This window comes from Streptomyces sp. A01, assembly GCF_059026195.1.
In genome coordinates this window covers 23,079-41,485 of the sequence record NZ_JBWLKN010000046.1, presented here as the reverse complement: position 1 = coordinate 41,485, position 18,407 = coordinate 23,079, and the positions used below count along the sequence as shown (strand labels likewise).

Genomic DNA, 18,407 nt, shown 5'->3' with positions numbered 1-18,407 from the left:
GCTCCGTGCTCCGTGCTCCGTGCTCCGTGCTCCGTGCTCCGTGCTCCGTGCTCCGTGCTCCGTGCTCCGTGCTCCGTCGAGCAAGCGTGACGCCCCAGGCCCCCCGCCATACCCCGCTCACGGAGCTCACCTTGGGACCACATCCCGGACGTGCCCGGTTTCGTCTCCCGTGCTCACGGCTTGGTCCGGCTAGCACGCGGCTACCAGCGCCCGCTCTCTGCGAAGCCCTCAGGGTTCGCCTCCTCAGGGCCTAGCATGACGGTGTGCACACCGACCCTGCCGCCAGTTCTCAGCATGACTACGAGATCGAATCCCTAGCGGAGTTCGACCAGGTCATCGCCTCGGGTTCGCTCGCCGGTTACCGCGTCCAGTCCGTGGATCTGACGAGCCGTACGTTCGCTCTGCTGTCCGCGGACACCGCGGAGGCCGTCTTCCTCGGCTGCCTGATGGACGCTGAGGCATCCGCGAAAGTACGGGCCAGCGGCGCGCTGGTGTTTCCGCCCGTGCCCGAACTGCCCTTCAATCCTTATCGCGGGGCCCTCTACTCTCCGGCAGAGCTCTTTGGCGGGTTGGCGGACGGTTACGAGGGCACTTCGGACGCTCAGGCCTATGTCTGGTTCCAGCGGACGAAGGCAGACGGTGACATATTCGCGTCGATGCTGCGCGGCATCCATGATGACGCGGTCTCCGACGCACTCGAAGAACATCTTGTTGGCTCGCGCGTGGTGGGCGTCATGGGCGGACACGCTCTGGAGCGAGGCTCCGAGGATTATGCGGGCGCCGCTCGGCTCGGCAGGTCACTCTCGCGCGCCGGGCTGACTGTCGCCACTGGTGGCGGCCCCGGGGCGATGGAGGCTGCGAATCTGGGCGCGTACGCCGCCCCGTTCCCCGATGACATGCTCGGGGAGGCGCTCGATCTCCTGGCCAAAGCCCCGTCGTTCACGCCTTCTGTCGGGCACTGGGCAGCAGCCGCGTTCGATGTCCGCGACCGCTGGCCGAACGGCGGTGACTCCATCGGCATCCCCACATGGTTCTACGGGCACGAGCCGCCGAACGCCTTCGCCTCCCACATCGCCAAGTACTTCGCCAATGCCACCCGTGAGGACGGACTCCTCGCCCGCTCGAACGCCGGAGTGGTCTTTCTGCCCGGCGCGGCGGGAACAGTGCAGGAGATCTTCGACAACGCGACGCCGAACTACTACCAGTCGCGCGGCGAACCCACTCCCATGGTCCTCGTCAACCACGACCATTGGACACGAAGGCTTCCGACTTGGCCGCTCCTCCAAGCTCTCGCCGAGGGTCGTCCGATGGCGAGTCGCATCGCATTGGTCGAGTCCGTCGATGACGCCCCTGAGGCGCTGACCCGCTTGGCCGCGATGGAACACGCTCCTGTCGCTGATTGACCCGATGCGTGACGTGGCGGCTGTCCGTACCGCCCACGAATGACACCGCCCACCGGCTGGATGGGGCGGCCCCATGCGGAACGCTCGGGGATACGACACACGCTCCGTGCACCGTGCCCCGCGCTCCACCCCAACAGAGCCCGAGCGCGCGCCAACAACAGCCCCTCTCCCTCACATCACGGCGACTCAGGCAGCACCACCACATCGTCCGCCGTGAAGGTCACGCCCACCGTCGCCCCCTCCTCTGGCGCCTCCCGCAACGGGCATGCCGCTTCCAGCTGCGGACCGTGCTCAGGGCGCAGCAGCAAGGACACCCCGAGCCCACCCCGGAACGTGCGAGCCTGCACGACGCACGGCAAGCCGTCACCGGCGGGCGTCATGCGTACACCAGTGGGGCGAATCAGCAGTCGGCACGAGCCTGCGGGCGTGCGAGCGGGAACAGGGACCTTGCCCCACGGCGTGTCGGCCGCTGCGCCCCGTACCGTCGCCTCGACCACGTTGTCGAAGCCGAGGAAGCGCGCCACGAACTCCGAAGCCGGGCGCTGCCACACCTCAAGGGAGGTGCCCACCTGTGCGATACGGCCATCGCGCATCACCACCACCCGGTCGGCGAGTGCGAACGCTTCGCCCTGGTCGTGGGTGACGGCAAGCACGGTCGTGCCCAAACGGTTGAAGAGCTGGCGGAGTTCCACCACCAGCCGCTCACGCAGGCTGCGGTCGAGCTGGCCCAGCGGCTCGTCCAGCATGAGCAGTTTCGGGCGCGGAGCCAGAGCACGTGCCAGCGCGACCCTCTGCTGTTCGCCTCCGGAGAGCGCTGCGATGGCGCGGCGCTCCGCACCCGGAAGACCCACCAGGTCAAGGAGTTCGGCGACCGTACGATCGGCTTCTGCGCGCCCTGTTCTCCGCATGCGGAGGCCAAAGGCGACGTTTCCGGCCACGTCGCGCTGCGGGAACAGCTGGTGGTCCTGGAACATCAGTCCGACGCCACGGCGATGCGTGGGCACGCCTGACTGATCGCGCCCCGCGAGCCACACACGCCCCGCATCCGGGGCGCGCAGCCCTGCTACGACGCGTAGCAGCGTGGACTTGCCGCTGCCGCTGGGACCGAGCACACACACCGTCTCGTGCTCGACGACGTCCAAGTCCACCGCGTCCAGGGCGATGCGCTCACCGAACCGCGCTGTGACGCCCTCCAGCCGGAGCAAAGCGCGACGCGATACCTCCCGCCCGCCGCGTGCCCCAGCGTCGTGTGTTCCGTCGCTCCGCGCCGCGTCGCCCCGTGCCCCGTCGCGCGCTCCTCCGGCGCTCCGTGCCCCGTCGTCGCCCCGTGCCCCGTTTCCTCGTCCCTCCGCGCCCCGCGCCCCGTCGCCCCGCCGCTCATGGCCTCGTGCTCCGTCGCCGCCCTGTGCCCCGGCGCCACCCGGCTCCCCGCGCAGGGCACGCAGGCGAGAGACCAGACTCTGCCCCGGCTCCTCACACGCCGAATCCGCGTGAGTCGGCTTCTTGCGCGGCGACGCCATTTAGAACTCTCCCGAACGGTCGGTGCGCAGGCGCTCCAGCGCCAGCAGTGCGGTCGCGCACACCACCATCAAGATGGTGCTCAGCGCCATAGCCTGCCCGTAGTTGAGCTGGCCGGCGCGGCCCAGGAAGCGGGCCACGGCCACTGGCAGGGTGGGGTTGTCGGGCCGCGCGATGAAGACCGTCGCCCCGAACTCGCCGAGGGACACGGCGAAGGCGAAGCCCGCGGCGATCAGCAGGGCTCTGCGGACGAGCGGCAGGTCCACCTCGCGCCACGCCCGTAGCGGCGAAGCGCCGAGCACTGCCGCTGCCTCCCGTAGCCGATCGTCCACCGCGCGCAGGACAGGCAGCATGGTGCGTACGACAAAGGGGACACCCACGAGAGCCTGCGCCAGCGGGACGAGGAACCAGGAGGCGCGCAGGTCGAGCGGCGGCTCGTCCAGGGTGATCAGGAACCCGAAGCCGACGGTCACCGCGGACGTGCCCAGCGGAAGCATCAGCATCGCGTCGAAGCTCCGTACCAGGCGGCCCGGCCCCGAGGCAGCCGCGTCCGCGCCCCGCGCCCCGCGCACGGTGAGCGCCGCGGCGGCGAGCCCGCCGACGGCCAGGGCGATGACGGTGGCGACTGCCGCGTACTGGAGCGAGTTCCACAGGGCGTCCAAGGGCGCGACGATGAATGTGCCGCCGCTGTCCGCGGCCGATCCCAGTGCTTCGTAGAAGATGAGACCGTAACCGTCGGGCCCGGAGAACGAACGCTCGACCAGTACGCCGAGCGGCAGCAGGATCAGCAGCGCGATGACGGCGAGGACGCTCCACAGCAGTGCCCACTGCCCGGCTCCGTGCGGACGGGAGGCCGTCTGAGCGGCGTCCACCAGCCGCAGCGTTCCTTCGCGCCGCCGCACCGTCCACGCGTGTACGGCGAGCAGAGCACCGACCGCGGCGAATTGCGTGAGCGTGAGTACGGCGGCCGTAGGCAGATCGAGCAGCTGGGCGGTCTGACGGTAGATCTCCACTTCCAGGGTGGCGTAGCGCGGTCCGCCGAGGATCTGCACGGCGCCGAAGGAGGTGAAGGTGAAGAGGAAGACCATGAGCGAGGCGCCGGCCACGGCGGGGCCCAGCGCAGGCAGCGTCACCTTGCGCCAGGCCGCGAACCGGCCCGCGCCCAGAACGCGTGCCGCTTCTTCCTGGCGTGGGTCGAGCTGCGCCCACAGCCCACCGACGGTGCGGACCACCACCGCGTAGTTGAAGAAGACGTGGGCGAGCAGAATCGCCCAGACGGTGGTGTCCAGCCGGAAGCCCCACAGGTCGTCCAGCAGCCCGTTGCGGCCGACCAGCGCGAGGAACGCCGAACCGGCGACGACGGTGGGCAGCACGAACGGCACCGTGACGACTGCCCGCAGCAGCTGCTTTCCAGGGAAGTCGAAGCGTGCGAAGACATACGCCCCCGGGAGCGCCAGGGCCAGCGTGAGCCCCGTGGATGCGGCGGCCTGCCACGTGGTGAACCACAGCACGTTCAGCACGTCCGGGTCGCTGAGGACTTCGCCGATGCGGCCGACATGCCACGCGTCGCCGCTACGGAGCCCGCGAGCGGTGATGGCGGCGACCGGGTAGCCGAAGAAGAGGCCGAAGAACGCGACAGGAACGGCCATCAGGCCGAGCCGGAGCACCGTCCCCCTGCCACCGCGCACCGTGCTCCGTGCGCCAGTCCCCCGTCGGACGGCGCCCGCCCGTTCGACGGCGCCGTCCTTCCTGCGAGGGCTGTCCTGCTGGCGGGTGCTCACCTCACGACGAGAGAGGTCCACGACTTGACCCACTGCTCACGGTTCTCCGCGATCTTGTCCGGCTTGAGGGTGGCAGGATCGCTGATCTTCTCCCCGTACTTGGTGAACACCTCGGGCAGCTTCGCGTCCCGCCGCACGGGGTTGACGTACATCTGGAGCGGTACGTCCTCCTGGAAGGTCTTACTGAGAAAGAAGTCCAGGAGGGCCTTGCCGCCCTTGGGGTTCTTCGCCCCGTCGAGCAGTCCGGCGAACTCGGTCTGGCGGAAGCACGTGCCCGTGGCGACGCCGGTCGGCCCTTCCTCGGGCTGTGGCTTGGCTCCCACGACCTCGGCGGGCGGGCTGGAGGCGTAGGAGACGACGAGTGGCTTGTCCCCCTTGCCGCCGCCGGCGCCGGAGAAGCGGTCGTAGTACGCCTGCTCCCAGCCGTCGACCACCTCCACGCCGTTGGCCTTCAGCTTCTTCCAGTAGTCCTTCCAGCCGTCGTCGCCGTACTCGCCGGCCGTGCCGAGCAGGAAGGCCAGCCCCGGGGAGGAGGTAGCGGCGTTCTCCGTGACGAGCAGGTTCTTGTACTGGGGCTTGATCAGGTCATCGAACGTCTTCGGCGGGGCGAGCTTCTTGTCGGCGAAGTACTTCCGGTCGTAGTTGACGCAGATATCGCCGGTGTCGACGGGGGTGACACGGTGCTTGGCCTTGTCGAGCTGGAATGCGGCAGGCACCTGGTCAAGGCCCTTGGCCTCGTAGGGAGTGAAGACCCCCTGATCGACAGCGCGGGAGAGCAGGGTGTTGTCGACGCCGAAGAACACGTCTCCCTGCGGGTTGCCCTTGGACAGGACCGCCTGGTTCACGGCCGCACCCGCGTCCCCGCCGCGGACCACCTTGACCTTGTAACCGGTCTTCTTGGTGAACTCGCGCAGCACTGCCTTGGATGCCTTGAAGGAGTCGTGGGAGACGAGGGTGACCGTTTTCGAGTCCGCCCCGTTGTCCGAATCTCCGCATGCTGCGAGCGCTCCGGCGGCGAGCGCGCCGATCAAGGCGGTGCCGACGGCACGCCGAAGGTGGCTGTTCATTGGTGCGTTGACTCCCTACGCCGGTATGACCCGGATCAGGTCCGAGGGTCTGCGGCTCAGGCAGTGCCGCACTCTCAGCGCGTGATGCGCTCCCCTGTCGGAAATGTTCGATTTTTTCGATGGCTCGGTCTCGCGGAACAGTATCAGCGGCCGTCGTCCATGTCGGCGCCGTCGCCTACCCGGCGCGCAGGACACGCACAGAGGGTCCAGCAGCGCCCCGGCAGGACCGGGACCGTGGACCGTCAGCGCTCAGAGGCGGCCAGCTGCCCGCAGGCGCCGTCGATCTCCTGTCCCCGAGTGTCCCGAACGGTTACGGGCACACCATGCGCCTCAAGGGCCGCGACGAACGCGCGCTCGTCCTCCGGGCGCGACGCCGTCCACTTCGAACCCGGCGTCGGGTTGAGCGGGATGAGGTTCACGTGCACACGATGTCCGCGCAGCAGCCTGCCCATCAGGTCCGCTCGCCACGCCTGGTCGTTGATGTCCCTGATCAGGGCGTACTCGATGGAGACCCGGCGGCCGGACTTCTCGGCGTACTCCCACGCCGCGTCCAGCACCTCACGCACCTTCCACCGGGTGTTCACCGGCACCAACGTGTCACGCAGCTCGTCGTCGGGCGCGTGCAGCGACACCGCGAGACGGCACTTGAAGCCCTCGTCGGCGAACCGGAGCATCGCCGGCACCAGCCCGACCGTAGAGACGGTGATGCCGCGCTGCGACAGCCCCAGTCCGTCCGGCTCCGGGTCGGTCAGCCGCCGGATGGCTCCCACGACGCGGTTGTAGTTCGCGAGTGGCTCGCCCATGCCCATGAAGACGATGTTGGAGAGCCGCGCCGGGCCGCCGGGAACCTCACCGTCGCGCAGCGCGCGCATGCCGTCCACGATCTGGTGCACGATCTCGGCGGTGGACAGGTTGCGGTCGAGGCCCGCTTGCCCCGTGGCGCAGAAGGGGCAGTTCATCCCGCAGCCCGCCTGCGACGAGATGCACATGGTGACGCGGTCCGGGTAGCGCATCAGCACGGACTCGACCAGCGTGCCGTCGTGCATCCGCCACAGCGTCTTGCGGGTGGTGTCGTCGTCGCAGCTGATGTGCCTGACGACGTTCATCAGGTCCGGCAGCAGTTCGGCGGCCAGCTTCTCGCGGGCGGCGGCGGGAATGTCCGTCCAGCTCGCGGGGTCGTGCGCGTAGCGGGCGAAGTAGTGCCGCGAGACCTGCCCCGCGCGGAACGGCTTCTCGCCGATCGCGGCCACGGCCTCGCGGCGCTCGGCGGGGGTGAGGTCGGCGAGGTGCCGCGGGGGCTTCTTGGCCCCGCGCGGCGCGGCGAAGGTGAGTTCTCCAGGTACAGGCATGGTCCATCCAGTGTCGCAGACGTACGAAGAGGGCTCCGCCGTCTGTGGACAGCGAACCCCTCACCGTACAAAACCGCTGGTCGAACGAGGACTGGTCGAAGACGACCCGTCTCCCGACGTGCCCCGTGCCCCGTGCCCCCCGCCCCGTGCGGCATGGGGCCTGGGGCACGGGGCGCGGAGGCGCCACGAGCGGCTCCGTGGCGCCCTGCCGAGCGGTCAGCCGGAGCCGACGAAGACCACCAGCAGAAGCCAGACGATCGGCGCGGTCGGCAGCAGCGAGTCCAGCCGGTCCATGATGCCGCCGTGCCCCGGCAGCAGCGTGCCCATGTCCTTGATGTCGAGGTCTCGCTTGATCATGGACTCACCGAGGTCACCGAGTGTCGCGCTGGAGGCGACCGCGAGGCCCAGGATGAGCCCTTGCCACCAGGCACCGTCCTCGATCACGAAGTGCATGCACAGAGCGCCCGCCACCATGGCGAAGGCGACCGCCCCCAGCAGCCCTTCCCACGTCTTGCCCGGACTGATGCGCGGTGCCAGCCGGTGCTTGCCGAACTTCCAGCCGACGGCGTACGCCCCGGTGTCGCTGACCACAGTCAGCACCAGGAAGATCAGTACCCGCTGAGGCCCGTCGTCGGCCGCGAGCATGAGGGCGACGAACGTGGCCAGGAACGGCACGTAGAAGGCCGCGAAGATGCCTGCCGTGACGTCCCTGAGGTAGTTCTCCGGCGGCTCTGTCATCCGCCACGCAAGCACCGCGAGCGCCGTCAGCGCCATCGCCACCCATGCGCCCTCCGCGCCGCGTACGTAACCGGCGACGACCATCGCGGCGCCGCCCACCGCGAGCGGCACCAGTGGCGCCCGGATCTCCTTGCGTTCGGCGAGCCGTGAGGTCAGCTCCCACAGCCCGACGACGACGGCGACCGTGATGACGCCGACGAACAGGATCTTCTCGAAGAAGAGGGAAACGACGATGAGCGCGCCCAGGCCGAGGCCCACCCCTATCGCGGCGCGCAGGTCGCGGCCCGCACGCTTCTTCTGCGGCGCCGACGGCGTACCGGGCTGGTCCGCCGAAGGCTTCACAGAGTTCTCCCGTGCGGGCTCCCGGGAAGGTTCCCGGGAAGGCTTGGGGGACGGGGCGGCCGACGGCTCCTGCTCGTCGCGGAACAGGGGGCCGCCCGACGGGGCGGCCCCCTGATCGTCCTGGTCTCCGCCTGTCTCAGGCACGATGGGCATGGGCCGAGTTTGCGCCGCCTCGCCCGCCTCGCGCACGGGACCCGCCGAGGTTGAGGGCACCACCCCACGAAGCGAGGGGGAGGGGCCCTGGTCGGTCGGGGCCCCGTAGCCGGCGCGGGGCGGAGCCCCCCAGGATGAGTCGTTCATCAGACCTCGAGCAGCTCGGCTTCCTTGTGCTTGAGCAGCTCATCCACCTGTGTGACGTACTTCGCGGTGGTGTCGTCAAGCTCCTTCTCGGCGCGACGGCCCTCGTCCTCGCCCGTCTCGCCGTCCTTGACGAGCTTGTCGATGGTCTCCTTCGCCTTGCGACGGACGCTGCGGATGGAGATCTTCGCGTCCTCGCCCTTGGTCTTCGCGACCTTGATGTACTCCTTGCGGCGGTCCTCCGTGAGCTGGGGGAAGACCACTCGGATGATGGCTCCGTCATTGCTCGGGTTGACGCCCAGATCCGAGTCGCGGATCGCCTGCTCGATGTTGCGCAGCGCGCTCTTGTCGAACGGCGTCACCACAGCCATGCGCGGCTCCGGAACCGAGAACGACGCCAGCTGGTTGATCGGCGTCAGCGCCCCGTAGTACTCCGCCACGATCTTGTTGAACATCGCCGGGTGCGCACGCCCAGTGCGGATCGCGGCGAAGTCCTCCTTGGCGACCACAACGGCCTTCTCCATCTTCTCCTCGGCCTCGAGGAGGATCTCTTCGATCACCACTTGCTCCTGGTGTTATCAGTAAGCAGAGCCTCGCCCCTGCGTGCGTCTTCTCCTGCACGGTGTCCGACCGGCAGGCCGTTGTCCATCCCCGCGCCGGGGTCTTCCGGCGGCCGGGAGTTGCCGCCCGTATGGGAGTACGGACAGCCGTACGAAGGCGGTACGGACCGTCAGTTCCGGGTGCCCTGGTCGCTGACGAGCGTGCCGATCTTCTCACCCTTCACCGCACGCGCGATGTTGCCCTCCGCCAGCAGCTCGAAGACGAGGATCGGCAGCGCGTTGTCGCGGCACAGTGTGACCGCCGTGGCGTCGGCGACCTTGAGGTTCTGGGTGATCACCTCGGCGTATCCGAGAGCGTCGAACTTGACGGCGTCCGGGTTCAGCTTGGGGTCCGCGTCGTAGACCCCGTCCACGCCGTTCTTGCCCATCAGCAGCGCCTCAGCGTCGATCTCCAGGGCGCGCTGCGCGGCGGTGGTGTCGGTGGAGAAGTACGGCATTCCCATGCCCGCGCCGAAGATGACGACGCGTCCCTTCTCCAGATGCCGTACGGCACGGAGCGGGATGTAGGGCTCCGCCACCTGCCCCATGGTGATGGCGGTCTGGACGCGGGAGTCGATGCCCTCCTTTTCCAGGAAGTCCTGGAGGGCGAGGCAGTTCATGACCGTACCGAGCATGCCCATGTAGTCGGAGCGGGCCCGGTCCATACCGCGCTGCTGGAGTTCGGCGCCGCGGAAGAAGTTTCCGCCGCCGATGACGATGGCGATCTCGGCACCGTCCCGGACGACGGCCGCCACCTCGCGGGCGATCTTGTGCACGACGTCGGGATCGACGCCGAGTCCTCCGCCGCCAGCGAACGCCTCACCGGACAGCTTCAGCAGAAACCGACGACGCTTGGTTCCGTCAGTCTTCGTGTCGGCCTGATCGACCTGATCGGCGTCCTGATTCATGGGAGATCTCCTCGTGCACATACGAAGGAGGCCACTGCCGGGTGGTCCTTGATCGACCTCTGCGGCAATGGCCTCCTCGTCACATCTGCGGCCAGCCGGTGGACGACTGGCTGCGTACGACCCTATCGGGGTCGCCGCTCATTCGCTGCCCCGGCTCAGCCCCGTTCGGGGCTGAAGTCACGATCGGAGCTCAGACGCCGACGCGGAAGCGGGCGAAGTGCTTGAGCGTGGCGCCGGCCTCGTCCAGAACCTTCTGGACGGACTTCTTGTTGTCCTTGGCGAACGGCTGGTCGAGCAGCACGTTCTCCTTGAAGAAGCCGGTGACGCGGCCTTCGACGATCCTCGCGAGGGCAGCCTCGGGCTTGCCCTCCTCGCGCGCGGTGGCCTCGGCGACGCGACGCTCGTTCTCGACCGTCTCGGCCGAGATCTCCTCACGGGTGAGGAACTTCGGCGAGAAGGCCGCGATGTGCTGCGCGACGTCCTTGGCGACCTCGGCGTTCGCCTTGTCCAGCTCCACGAGCACGCCGACCTGGGGCGGCAGGTCCGGGCTGGTGCGGTGCATGTACACAGCGACGAAGCCGTCGGAGAACTGCGCGAAGCGGTCGAGGACGATCTTCTCGCCGAGGGTGGCGTTGGCCTCGTCCACGTACGCCTGCACGGTCTTGCCGGGCTCGATCTCCGACGCACGGAGCGCGTCGATGTCGGCCGGGGAGGTCTTCGCGACGTGGGCGGCGATGGCGTCGGCGACCGCGACGAACTTGTCACCCTTGGCGACGAAGTCCGTCTCGCACTTCAGCTCAAGCAGCACGCCGGAGGTGTTGTCGTCGGCGATGACCGAGACGACGGCGCCGTTGGTCGCGCTACGGCTCTCGCGCTTGGCCACGCCCTTCTGGCCCTTGACGCGGAGGATCTCAACGGCCTTGTCGACGCTGCCCTCGGCCTCGTCCAACGCCTTCTTGCAGTCCATCATGCCGGCGCCGGTGAGCTCGCGGAGCTTCTTGACGTCAGCGGCGGTGAAGTTCGCCATGGTCTGTGAATCTCTTCTCGAAAGGTCTCGAAAGGTGGTCTCGAAAGATCTGTGATCTTACGGGTGGACGGCGGGGGCGCCGCGTTACGCGACGCTCCCGCCGTCACCAGCCACGACACCACAGCGGGCCGAGGGCTACCCGGCCTGCCGCGAGGGTCGTCAGGCCTGCTCGGCGTCCGCGGCCGGGGCCTCGGCAGCAGCCGGAGCTTCCTCGGCAGCCGGAGCCTCAGTGGCGGCCGGAGCCTCGGCCGGGGCCTCAGCGGCGGCCGGGGCCTCAGCGGCGGCCGGGGCCTCAGCGGCAGCGGCGTCGGCGGGCTTCTCAGCCTCGTCGGCCTTCTTGGCGGTCTCGCCCTCAAGCAGGTCGCGCTCCCACTCGGCGAGCGGCTCGCCGGCGGCCTTGTCGGCCTTCGCGTCACCGGTGGCGGCACCGGAGCGGGCGATGAGGCCCTCGGCGACGGCGTCGGCGATCACGCGGGTGAGCAGGGTGACGGAGCGGATCGCGTCGTCGTTGCCCGGGATCTTGTAGTCGACCTCGTCCGGGTCGCAGTTGGTGTCGAGGATCGCGACGACCGGAATCCGGAGCTTGCGCGCCTCGCCAACGGCGATGTGCTCCTTCTTGGTGTCGACGATCCAGACGGCGCTCGGCACCTTCTGCATCTCGCGGATGCCGCCGAGGGTCTTCTCCAGCTTGGCCTTCTCACGCGAGAGGACCAGGAGCTCCTTCTTGGTGAGGCCGGAGGCGGCCACATCCTCGAAGTCGATGAGCTCAAGCTCCTTCAGGCGCTGCAGGCGCTTGTAGACGGTCGAGAAGTTGGTGAGCATGCCGCCCAGCCAGCGCTGGTTGACGTACGGCATGCCGACGCGGGTCGCCTGCTCGGCGATGGCCTCCTGCGCCTGCTTCTTCGTACCGATGAACATGATGGAGCCGCCGTGCGCGACGGTCTCCTTGACGAACTCGTAGGCGCGGTCGATGTACGACAGCGACTGGAGCAGGTCGATGATGTAGATGCCGTTGCGCTCGGTGAAGATGAAACGCTTCATCTTCGGGTTCCAACGGCGGGTCTGGTGACCGAAGTGGACGCCGCTTTCCAGCAGCTCCCGCATCGTGACGACGGCCATGGCCGTACTCCTTGAGGTGCTCGGTTCCCGTGGCGGCCGGGCGGCCGCCACGCCTGACGCCCCGACGCGCCTTGCCGCAGAAGAAATCTTCCGTAGACCGAGGGACGCGGCCGCCGGGCTGCCCAAGAAGGGACTGACGCGCCGGTGGCGGGGCGTGCGAAGTCGACCCGGTGACCCGGATCGCCATCTGAAGTGTACGGGACCCGCGCGGTGACGGGTGACGGCGATATCCACAACCGGTGAGTTATCCACAGGTTTCGACCAAGATCAGCGCCATTCGGCTATCTGCGGCACGGTCGTGCCATGTCTTCCTCACGCGAACTCATCCGAACCCAGCTCACGGGCCGCCGCGCAGGCCATATGCCCGCTTCCTTCGCTGCCCGCCGTGTTGTCCGCACCGGCGGCAGCACTCGCCCATCCGCGCTCGGCCGGCCCCGTTCCCCGCTCGTCCGGTGGGCAACGACGGGGGTCATCGCTTTCGGGCTGATCGCCGTGACCTGCGCCGTCACCGCGATCGAGCGGGCCTTGGAGGTCCGCCAGGCGACACGGAGCGCCCCCGGGCGCCAGCCCAGCCCGGCAGCGCAGACAAGCGCACCCGCCTCGCGAGCCGACGGCGGCACCGCTCCCCGGGCCGGCCTGGGCTCCGGCATCACCCCGGGCCCCGGCGGTGACGTCTCCCCGGCCACAGACGCCCGCAGGCCTACCGGCACGCTCCGTCCGCCCGCTCCGCCGAGCCCATCGCCGGTGCCAGGGCCACACCTCCCACGAGCCTTCTTTCCGATGGCGCTGGGCGATCAACTGCCAGGACCGTGGAAGGAGGGCCACCAGACACGGGCCCGCCGGGCGCCGGGGATGCGGGTGCCGGGGGCACGGGTTCCACGCCTGGCCAGGGACCGGACCTGGCCGGTGGACGCGGCGCCCGGGGCGCTGCGGCCGACGGTCATCCGTGGCTGGGAGCCGCCGCCCGAACCATGGTCAGCGGGACACCGCGGAGTGGACCTCGCCGCGCGGGCCGGGCAGCCAGTACGGGCGGCAGCTTCGGGGCGGGTGACGTTCGCCGGCCGGGTCGCCGGGCGCGGAGTGCTGGCGATCGCCCTGTCCGGCAGCGGCACACCTCCCCTGCGGATCACCTACGAGCCCGTGCGGGCCCTCGTCGCGAAGGGCGACAAGGTGGCTGCCGGGGAGATCGTCGGCGTCCTGCAGGCGGGGCCGTTCCACTGCCCGGCCGGATGCCTGCACTGGGGGCTGCGCCGTGGGGACCGCTACCTCGACCCCCTGTCGCTGCTGCCGCCCGAGATGCTGCGCGTCGGGCCCTCACGCCTGCTGCCCGTCTTCGGCGTCCCGGAGGGGTCCGCCTCCCCGGCGGCCAGGGGAACGGAGGAGCGCTCAGGGCCCGGAGCGGCCGCCCGCACGAGCCCCGCGCGTTACGGCTCCAGCTGCGCGAACCCGCTCTGCCAGGGCGCCCGCCGCACCACCCAGTCCCCCCGCGCGGGGGGAGACGCGCGGCCGCTGCGTCCCGGGCCTGCCCAGGCGGCCGCCATGATGCGCCCTGAGCTGCTCCAGGCACTGGCTGCGGCGCTGACGGCGGTCTGGGCCCGGCGGCGGATGGGGCGGCCTCAGCCGCGTACGCCGCGCAAGGCCATCAGGACGGCTGCCTCGGTGATGCCCTCGGGGTCCTCAGCGGCTCCGAGTTCGATACGCCGGACCGCGGCGTCCACCACGCCTTGCAGCAGCATCGCCGTCAACCGGGGCTGTTCGTGCCCGAGACTGGCAAGCGCCTCAACGACCATGGCGATCAGCCCGCCGTGCGCGGCGCGGATCTTCTCCCGTGCGCCCGCGTCCAGCTCTCCTGCGGAGATGGCGACGACGGCGCGGTGGCGCCGGTCGCCGACGAGGGTCAGCTGCTGTCGTACGTACGCCTCGATCTTGGCCTCCGGGGTGGCGGCGCGCTCCATCGCGGCCTCCACTTCGGCGGCCCAGACCGGGAAGTCGACGGCGCACAGTTCCTCGACGACGGCCGCACGGGACCGGAAGTACTCATAGACGGAGGACCGGGCGAGTCCCGTGCGCTCGGCGAGAGCGGGGAACGTCAGCGCCTCCGTACCACCTTCGGACAGCAAGGTGCGGGCGGCGTCCAGCAGGGCGCCGCGCTGCATCGTCCGGTGCTCGGCCACCGAGGCCGCTCGAATCCTGGGCACCCTCCCACTCTACGTACGCCTGTCCATCACGACGACGGAGGAGGGACGATTCAGCGTCCGACGTCGGCCAGTTTCGCCCGAAGCTGGAGGACGGACTTGGTGTGGATCTGACTGACACGGCTTTCGGTGACGCCGAGCACCTGGCCGATCTCGGCGAGAGTCAGCCCTTCGTAGTAGTAGAGCGACACCACGGTCTTCTCCCGCTCCGGGAGCGTGTTGATGGCTCGCGCGAGCAGCCGTCGCAGCTCGCGGTCCTCGGCCACCGCGACGGGATCATCGGCTGCGGTGTCCTCCAGCGTGTCGCCCAGCGTCAGCCGGTCGCCGCCTTCCCCACCGACATGCAGAAGCTCCTCCAGAGCCACCACGTTGGCCAGTGACAACTGGCTGAAAACAGCGTGCAGTTCCTCAAGGGCGATGCCCATCTCGGCGGCGACCTCGGCTTCCGAGGGGGTTCGCCGCAGTGCCGCCTCCAGCGTGGCGTACGCGCGCTCGACAGCCCTGGCCTTCTGCCGGACCGAGCGGGGAATCCAGTCCAGCGCGCGCAGTTCGTCGATCATGGCGCCGCGGATGCGCGTGATGGCGTACGTCTCGAACTTGATGGCCCGGCCTGGATCGAACTTCTCGATCGCGTCGATGAGGCCGAAGACCCCCGATGACACGAAGTCCGCTTGTTCCACGTTGGGCGGCAGCCCCACGCTCACCCGGCCCGCCACGTACTTCACCAGGGGCGAGTAGTGCAAGATCAACTGTTCCCGCAGACGGCTGTCACCCGTGGCTTTGTACGACCGCCACAACTCTTCGAGCGATGAGGGCGCTGGTGGCCGGACGGCGCCGCGGGCAGCGGGCGGCACCGTCGCGCGTTCAGACCCGTGGGTGTGCTGGGGCATGCGTCGTCTTGAGCCGTTCTGCCGTGACGTGGGTGAGGACGTGTGCCCGCGTCGGAATTCTTGTGAGCGTAGCGTGACTGCCGCGTCGCAATGTGCGAGCGACGTGGGTTGCGTGAGGCGCAGATTCGTTCCGTACTCCGCACCCTGGAGTTACGACCGCCGAAACAGACGAGGACCAGGAAGTCACCTCCGCGGGGGTGTATGCGGTCATTCCTCACACCCTTTCACCCAATTGCCCCAAATCAAGAACCGCCTCGCCGCGTGGTTTCACCCCGGTCGGGTCGCCAGGTCAACTCCCAGCGATCACCCCGCCGTTCGACGAAGCCGAGCGACAGCAGTTCGTAGAGTTTGCCCAGCGCCTCGTCGCAGCTTGTCCCTGACTCGCGGGCCAGCGCGCGGACGTCGTCGGCACCGCGCGGGGGCAGTGCCTCAAGCACCCGGGCGGCCACCGGCTCCAGCACGTCGCGCCGCACCACCGGCCCCCGGCGGTCGGGGGCGAGGTCCCCGATGCTGCCGATCACCTCAACCACTTCGTCGGCGTCGGTCACCAGCACTCCCTCTCCGCGCAGGAGTTCGTGCACCCCTGCCGACAGCCCACTGGTCACCGGACCCGGCACACCCATCGCGCAGCGCCCGAGCCGCCGCGCCCAGCGCGCGGTGACCAGCGACCCACTGCGGTACTCAGCCTCCACGACCACCGTGCCGCGTGTCATCGCGGCGATGACCCGGTTACGGAGTACGAAGCGGCTGCGCGTGGGATGGCCGCCCGGCGGCAACTCGGCAACCACCAGGCCCTGTTCCGCGATCCTGCCGATCAGCTCAGCGTGACCCCGCGGATAAGGGATGTTCACACCGGAAGCGAGGACCGCGATGGTGGCGCCCGTCGCCGCGAGCGCTCCCCTATGCGCCGAGCCATCCACTCCGGCGGCGGCACCGGAGGTCACCACCCAGCCCCGTTCGGCAAGACCGGCGCCCAGCGTCGCCGCCATATGCGCGCCGTAGTCGCTGCACGCCCGCGCCCCCACCACGGCGACGGACCTCACCGCCCACAGACGCAGCGACACGCTGCCGCGCACCCACAGCCCCACGGGACGGGCGTCACCGAGATCGTCGAGCTGCCCGGGCCACTCGGCTTCCGTGGCAAGTCTGCGCGTGTTGCTCGCTGCCTATCGGCGAACAGAAATGGCTTTCATTCCACTCTTCACCGGCCTCTAAAAGTCTGTCAATCTCATCGCGCTCGGCATCCCCAGAGTGAAAACGAGAGATCGGCCCCGGTCAGTAAGACCGAGACCGAATCTGTCGTGCTGATACTGCGGTGCCGGGCGAGTCAGGGGCGGCCGAGGGCGCGGACGGTCCAGCCAGCTTCGCGCCAGGTGTCGGCGTCGAGGGTGCCGCGGCCATCGATGACCTTCGGGCTTGCGGCGCGGTGGGCGAGGCGGTGGGGTGCGACGTGACTGAACTGCGCCCACTCTGTCAGATGTAGCAGCAGGTCGGCGTCCTGGACTGCGGCGATCGGGTCCTCGACATAGTCGAGCTCGGGGTGGGTCTTGCGAGCGTTGTCGAGGGCCTTGGGGTCGGTGACGGTGACGGTGGCGCCGAGTTCGTGGAGCTTGTGGGCGACGGCGAGGGCGGGCGAGTCGCGGATGTCGTCGGTGTTCGGCTTGAAGGCGGCGCCCCAGACCGTGATGCGCTTGCCCATGAGGTTGCCGTCGAGCTGTTCGCGGGCGAGGTCGACCATGCGCTCGCGGCGCCGGTTGTTGATCGCGTCGACCTCGCGGAGGATCGTCAGGGCCTGGTCGACGCCGAGCTCGCCGGCGCGGGCCATGAAGCCGCGGATGTCCTTGGGCAGGCAGCCGCCGCCGAAGCCGAGGCCGGGCCGCATGCCGCGGCGGCCGATGCGGACGTCGTGGCCGAGGATGTCGGCGAGCTGGGTGACGTCGGCGCCGGACGCTTCGCAGACCTCGGCGATGGCGTTGATGAAGGAGATCTTCGTGGCGAGGAAGGAGTTCGCGGACGCCTTGGCGAGTTCGGCGGTGGCCCAGTCGGTGACGATCGTCGGCGTCCCCGCTTCGATGATCTTGCTGAAGCACTGCCGCAGGACCGCTTCGGCCCAGGAGTGCTCGGTATTGAAGCCGAGGACGAGCCTGTCGGGGCGGAGGGTGTCCTCGATGGCGAACGACTCCCGCAGGAACTCCGGGTTCCAGGCGACCTCGATCGCGTCCCCGGCCGGTGCGAACTCCTTCAGGATTTTAGCGACGCGGGTTGCGGTGCCGACCGGGACCGTCGACTTGACCGCGACCACGGCCGGGCCCTTCAGGCGGGGTGCGAGCTGGCGGACTGCGGAGAACAGATGAGTCAGGTCGTAGGCGTTCTCGCCGGCCTGCTGCGGGGTGCCGACCCCGATGAAGTGCAGGTCGCCGTGGGCGGCGGCTTCCGCGTAGGAGGCGGTGAACTTCAGGCGGCCCGAGGCGGTGTGCTTGGCCAGCAGGTCATCGAGGTCACGTTCGAAGAACGGGGCCTTGCCGGAGTTGAGGACGTGGACCTTGTCCATGTCGGCGTCCATGCCGATCACGTCGTGTCCGAGTTCGGCCATGCAGGCCGCGTGAGTGGCGCCGAGGTAGCCGCAGCCGATGACGGTGAGCTTCACGAGCGGGTGTTCCCTTCGGGTGGGGCCGCCTGCGGCGGCCCCACCCCTCCCCGCCCGGGAGGGCGGGGTGATCAGGCGGGCCGGGCGGCCAGATAGCGGTGAATCCCGTCACGGATGAACGGCGGGATCATGAGAATGTCGAGGTGTTCGGGGGCGAAGAACTGGAGCTTGACGCCCTCCGCGAGGGGCAGCTGGGTCTCGTCGCCGTCCCAGCTGCCACAGAAGAAGGTGATGATCTGTCCCGAGCCGTGGACGTCGGGGATCTCGAAGAGTTCGGCCAGGTCGGCGACGGCCAGGCCGGCTTCTTCGTCGAGCTCGCGGACGATCGCGTCGGCCGGGGCTTCATCGCCGTCCGCGCCGCCTCCCAGCAGGCTCCAGTGGTCGGGCCAGGCGATGACGCCCGGCAGGTCGTCACGCAGGTGGAGCAGGAGTTCACCGCGCCGGTTGGCGATGACCGCGACCGCTCCGCGGGCGGTGGACGACTGTGGGGAGGTGGTGGTGTCGGATTGCATCCGACCACCGTAGTA

Annotated in this window: 14 protein-coding genes, 2 pseudogenes and 1 riboswitch; of the genes and pseudogenes, 2 read left to right on the top strand and 14 right to left on the bottom strand. The window is 69.4% G+C overall.

Annotated elements, in window-relative coordinates; all coding sequences use genetic code 11:
• Nucleotides 1-263: 263 nt before the first annotated feature.
• Nucleotides 264-1,403, top strand: a complete 1,140-nt coding sequence (locus AC5P1B_RS34155) for an LOG family protein (protein WP_493891898.1) — start codon at nt 264-266, stop codon at nt 1,401-1,403.
• A 176-nt stretch (nt 1,404-1,579) separates the two neighbouring features.
• Here AC5P1B_RS34155 and AC5P1B_RS34150 read toward each other — a convergent pair whose 3' ends face one another.
• The 9 genes from AC5P1B_RS34150 to rpsB all read right to left on the bottom strand — a co-directional run bounded on the left by AC5P1B_RS34150 (nt 1,580) and on the right by rpsB (nt 12,148).
• Nucleotides 1,580-2,608, bottom strand: coding sequence for an ABC transporter ATP-binding protein (locus AC5P1B_RS34150; protein ID WP_493891897.1), 1,029 nt, complete (start codon nt 2,606-2,608; stop codon nt 1,580-1,582).
• Nucleotides 2,609-2,923: 315 nt separating this feature from the next.
• Nucleotides 2,924-4,570, bottom strand: a complete 1,647-nt coding sequence (locus AC5P1B_RS34145; protein ID WP_493891902.1) for an ABC transporter permease — start codon at nt 4,568-4,570, stop codon at nt 2,924-2,926.
• Nucleotides 4,571-4,698: 128 nt separating this feature from the next.
• On the bottom strand, nt 4,699-5,769 hold the full coding sequence (locus tag AC5P1B_RS34140; RefSeq protein WP_493891896.1) for a thiamine ABC transporter substrate-binding protein: 1,071 nt from the start codon (nt 5,767-5,769) through the stop codon (nt 4,699-4,701).
• Nucleotides 5,765-5,875: riboswitch (TPP riboswitch) on the bottom strand. Its footprint overlaps the gene before it by 5 nt.
• A 136-nt stretch (nt 5,876-6,011) precedes the next feature.
• A complete protein-coding gene (gene rlmN, locus AC5P1B_RS34135; protein ID WP_493891895.1) occupies nt 6,012-7,118 on the bottom strand; it encodes a dual-specificity RNA methyltransferase RlmN in 1,107 nt (368 codons plus the stop codon).
• A gap of 216 nt (nt 7,119-7,334) precedes the next feature.
• Nucleotides 7,335-8,498, bottom strand: a complete 1,164-nt coding sequence (locus AC5P1B_RS34130; RefSeq protein WP_493891894.1) for a phosphatidate cytidylyltransferase — start codon at nt 8,496-8,498, stop codon at nt 7,335-7,337.
• A complete protein-coding gene (gene frr / locus AC5P1B_RS34125; protein WP_493891893.1) occupies nt 8,498-9,055 on the bottom strand; it encodes a ribosome recycling factor in 558 nt (185 codons plus the stop codon). Before frr ends, AC5P1B_RS34130 begins: the two co-directional genes overlap by 1 nt.
• A gap of 170 nt (nt 9,056-9,225) precedes the next feature.
• A complete protein-coding gene (gene pyrH / locus AC5P1B_RS34120; protein ID WP_493891892.1) occupies nt 9,226-10,002 on the bottom strand; it encodes a UMP kinase in 777 nt (258 codons plus the stop codon).
• Between the two features lie 190 nt (nt 10,003-10,192).
• Complete coding sequence (gene tsf, locus AC5P1B_RS34115) at nt 10,193-11,029, bottom strand: translation elongation factor Ts (RefSeq protein ID WP_493891891.1); 837 nt, start codon at nt 11,027-11,029, stop codon at nt 10,193-10,195.
• Between the two features lie 159 nt (nt 11,030-11,188).
• Nucleotides 11,189-12,148 (bottom strand): 30S ribosomal protein S2, encoded by a 960-nt coding sequence (rpsB, locus tag AC5P1B_RS34110; RefSeq protein ID WP_493891890.1) that lies wholly within the window; start codon nt 12,146-12,148, stop codon nt 11,189-11,191.
• Between the two features lie 303 nt (nt 12,149-12,451).
• Between rpsB and AC5P1B_RS34105 the strand changes: the two are divergent.
• Nucleotides 12,452-13,363 (top strand): annotated as a pseudogene (locus tag AC5P1B_RS34105) (M23 family metallopeptidase); the annotation flags it as partial.
• 401 nt (nt 13,364-13,764) lie between these two features.
• Here AC5P1B_RS34105 and AC5P1B_RS34100 read toward each other — a convergent pair.
• The 5 genes and pseudogenes from AC5P1B_RS34100 to AC5P1B_RS34080 form a co-directional block, all read right to left on the bottom strand.
• Nucleotides 13,765-14,304 (bottom strand): TetR/AcrR family transcriptional regulator, encoded by a 540-nt coding sequence (locus tag AC5P1B_RS34100; protein WP_493891901.1) that lies wholly within the window; start codon nt 14,302-14,304, stop codon nt 13,765-13,767.
• 92 nt (nt 14,305-14,396) lie between these two features.
• Nucleotides 14,397-15,233 carry an RNA polymerase sigma factor WhiG gene (gene whiG / locus AC5P1B_RS34095; RefSeq protein ID WP_493891889.1) on the bottom strand — a complete coding sequence of 279 codons (837 nt, stop codon included), beginning with the start codon at nt 15,231-15,233 and terminating at the stop codon, nt 14,397-14,399.
• 242 nt (nt 15,234-15,475) lie between these two features.
• Nucleotides 15,476-16,369: pseudogene (gene dprA, locus AC5P1B_RS34090) on the bottom strand (DNA-processing protein DprA); the annotation flags it as partial.
• A gap of 191 nt (nt 16,370-16,560) precedes the next feature.
• Nucleotides 16,561-17,826 carry a UDP-glucose dehydrogenase family protein gene (locus AC5P1B_RS34085; protein ID WP_493891900.1) on the bottom strand — a complete coding sequence of 422 codons (1,266 nt, stop codon included), beginning with the start codon at nt 17,824-17,826 and terminating at the stop codon, nt 16,561-16,563.
• Nucleotides 17,827-17,951: 125 nt separating this feature from the next.
• Nucleotides 17,952-18,392: an NUDIX domain-containing protein gene (locus tag AC5P1B_RS34080; RefSeq protein WP_493891888.1), complete on the bottom strand. Its 441-nt coding sequence runs from the start codon at nt 18,390-18,392 to the stop codon at nt 17,952-17,954.
• Between the last annotated feature and the right edge of the window lie 15 nt (nt 18,393-18,407).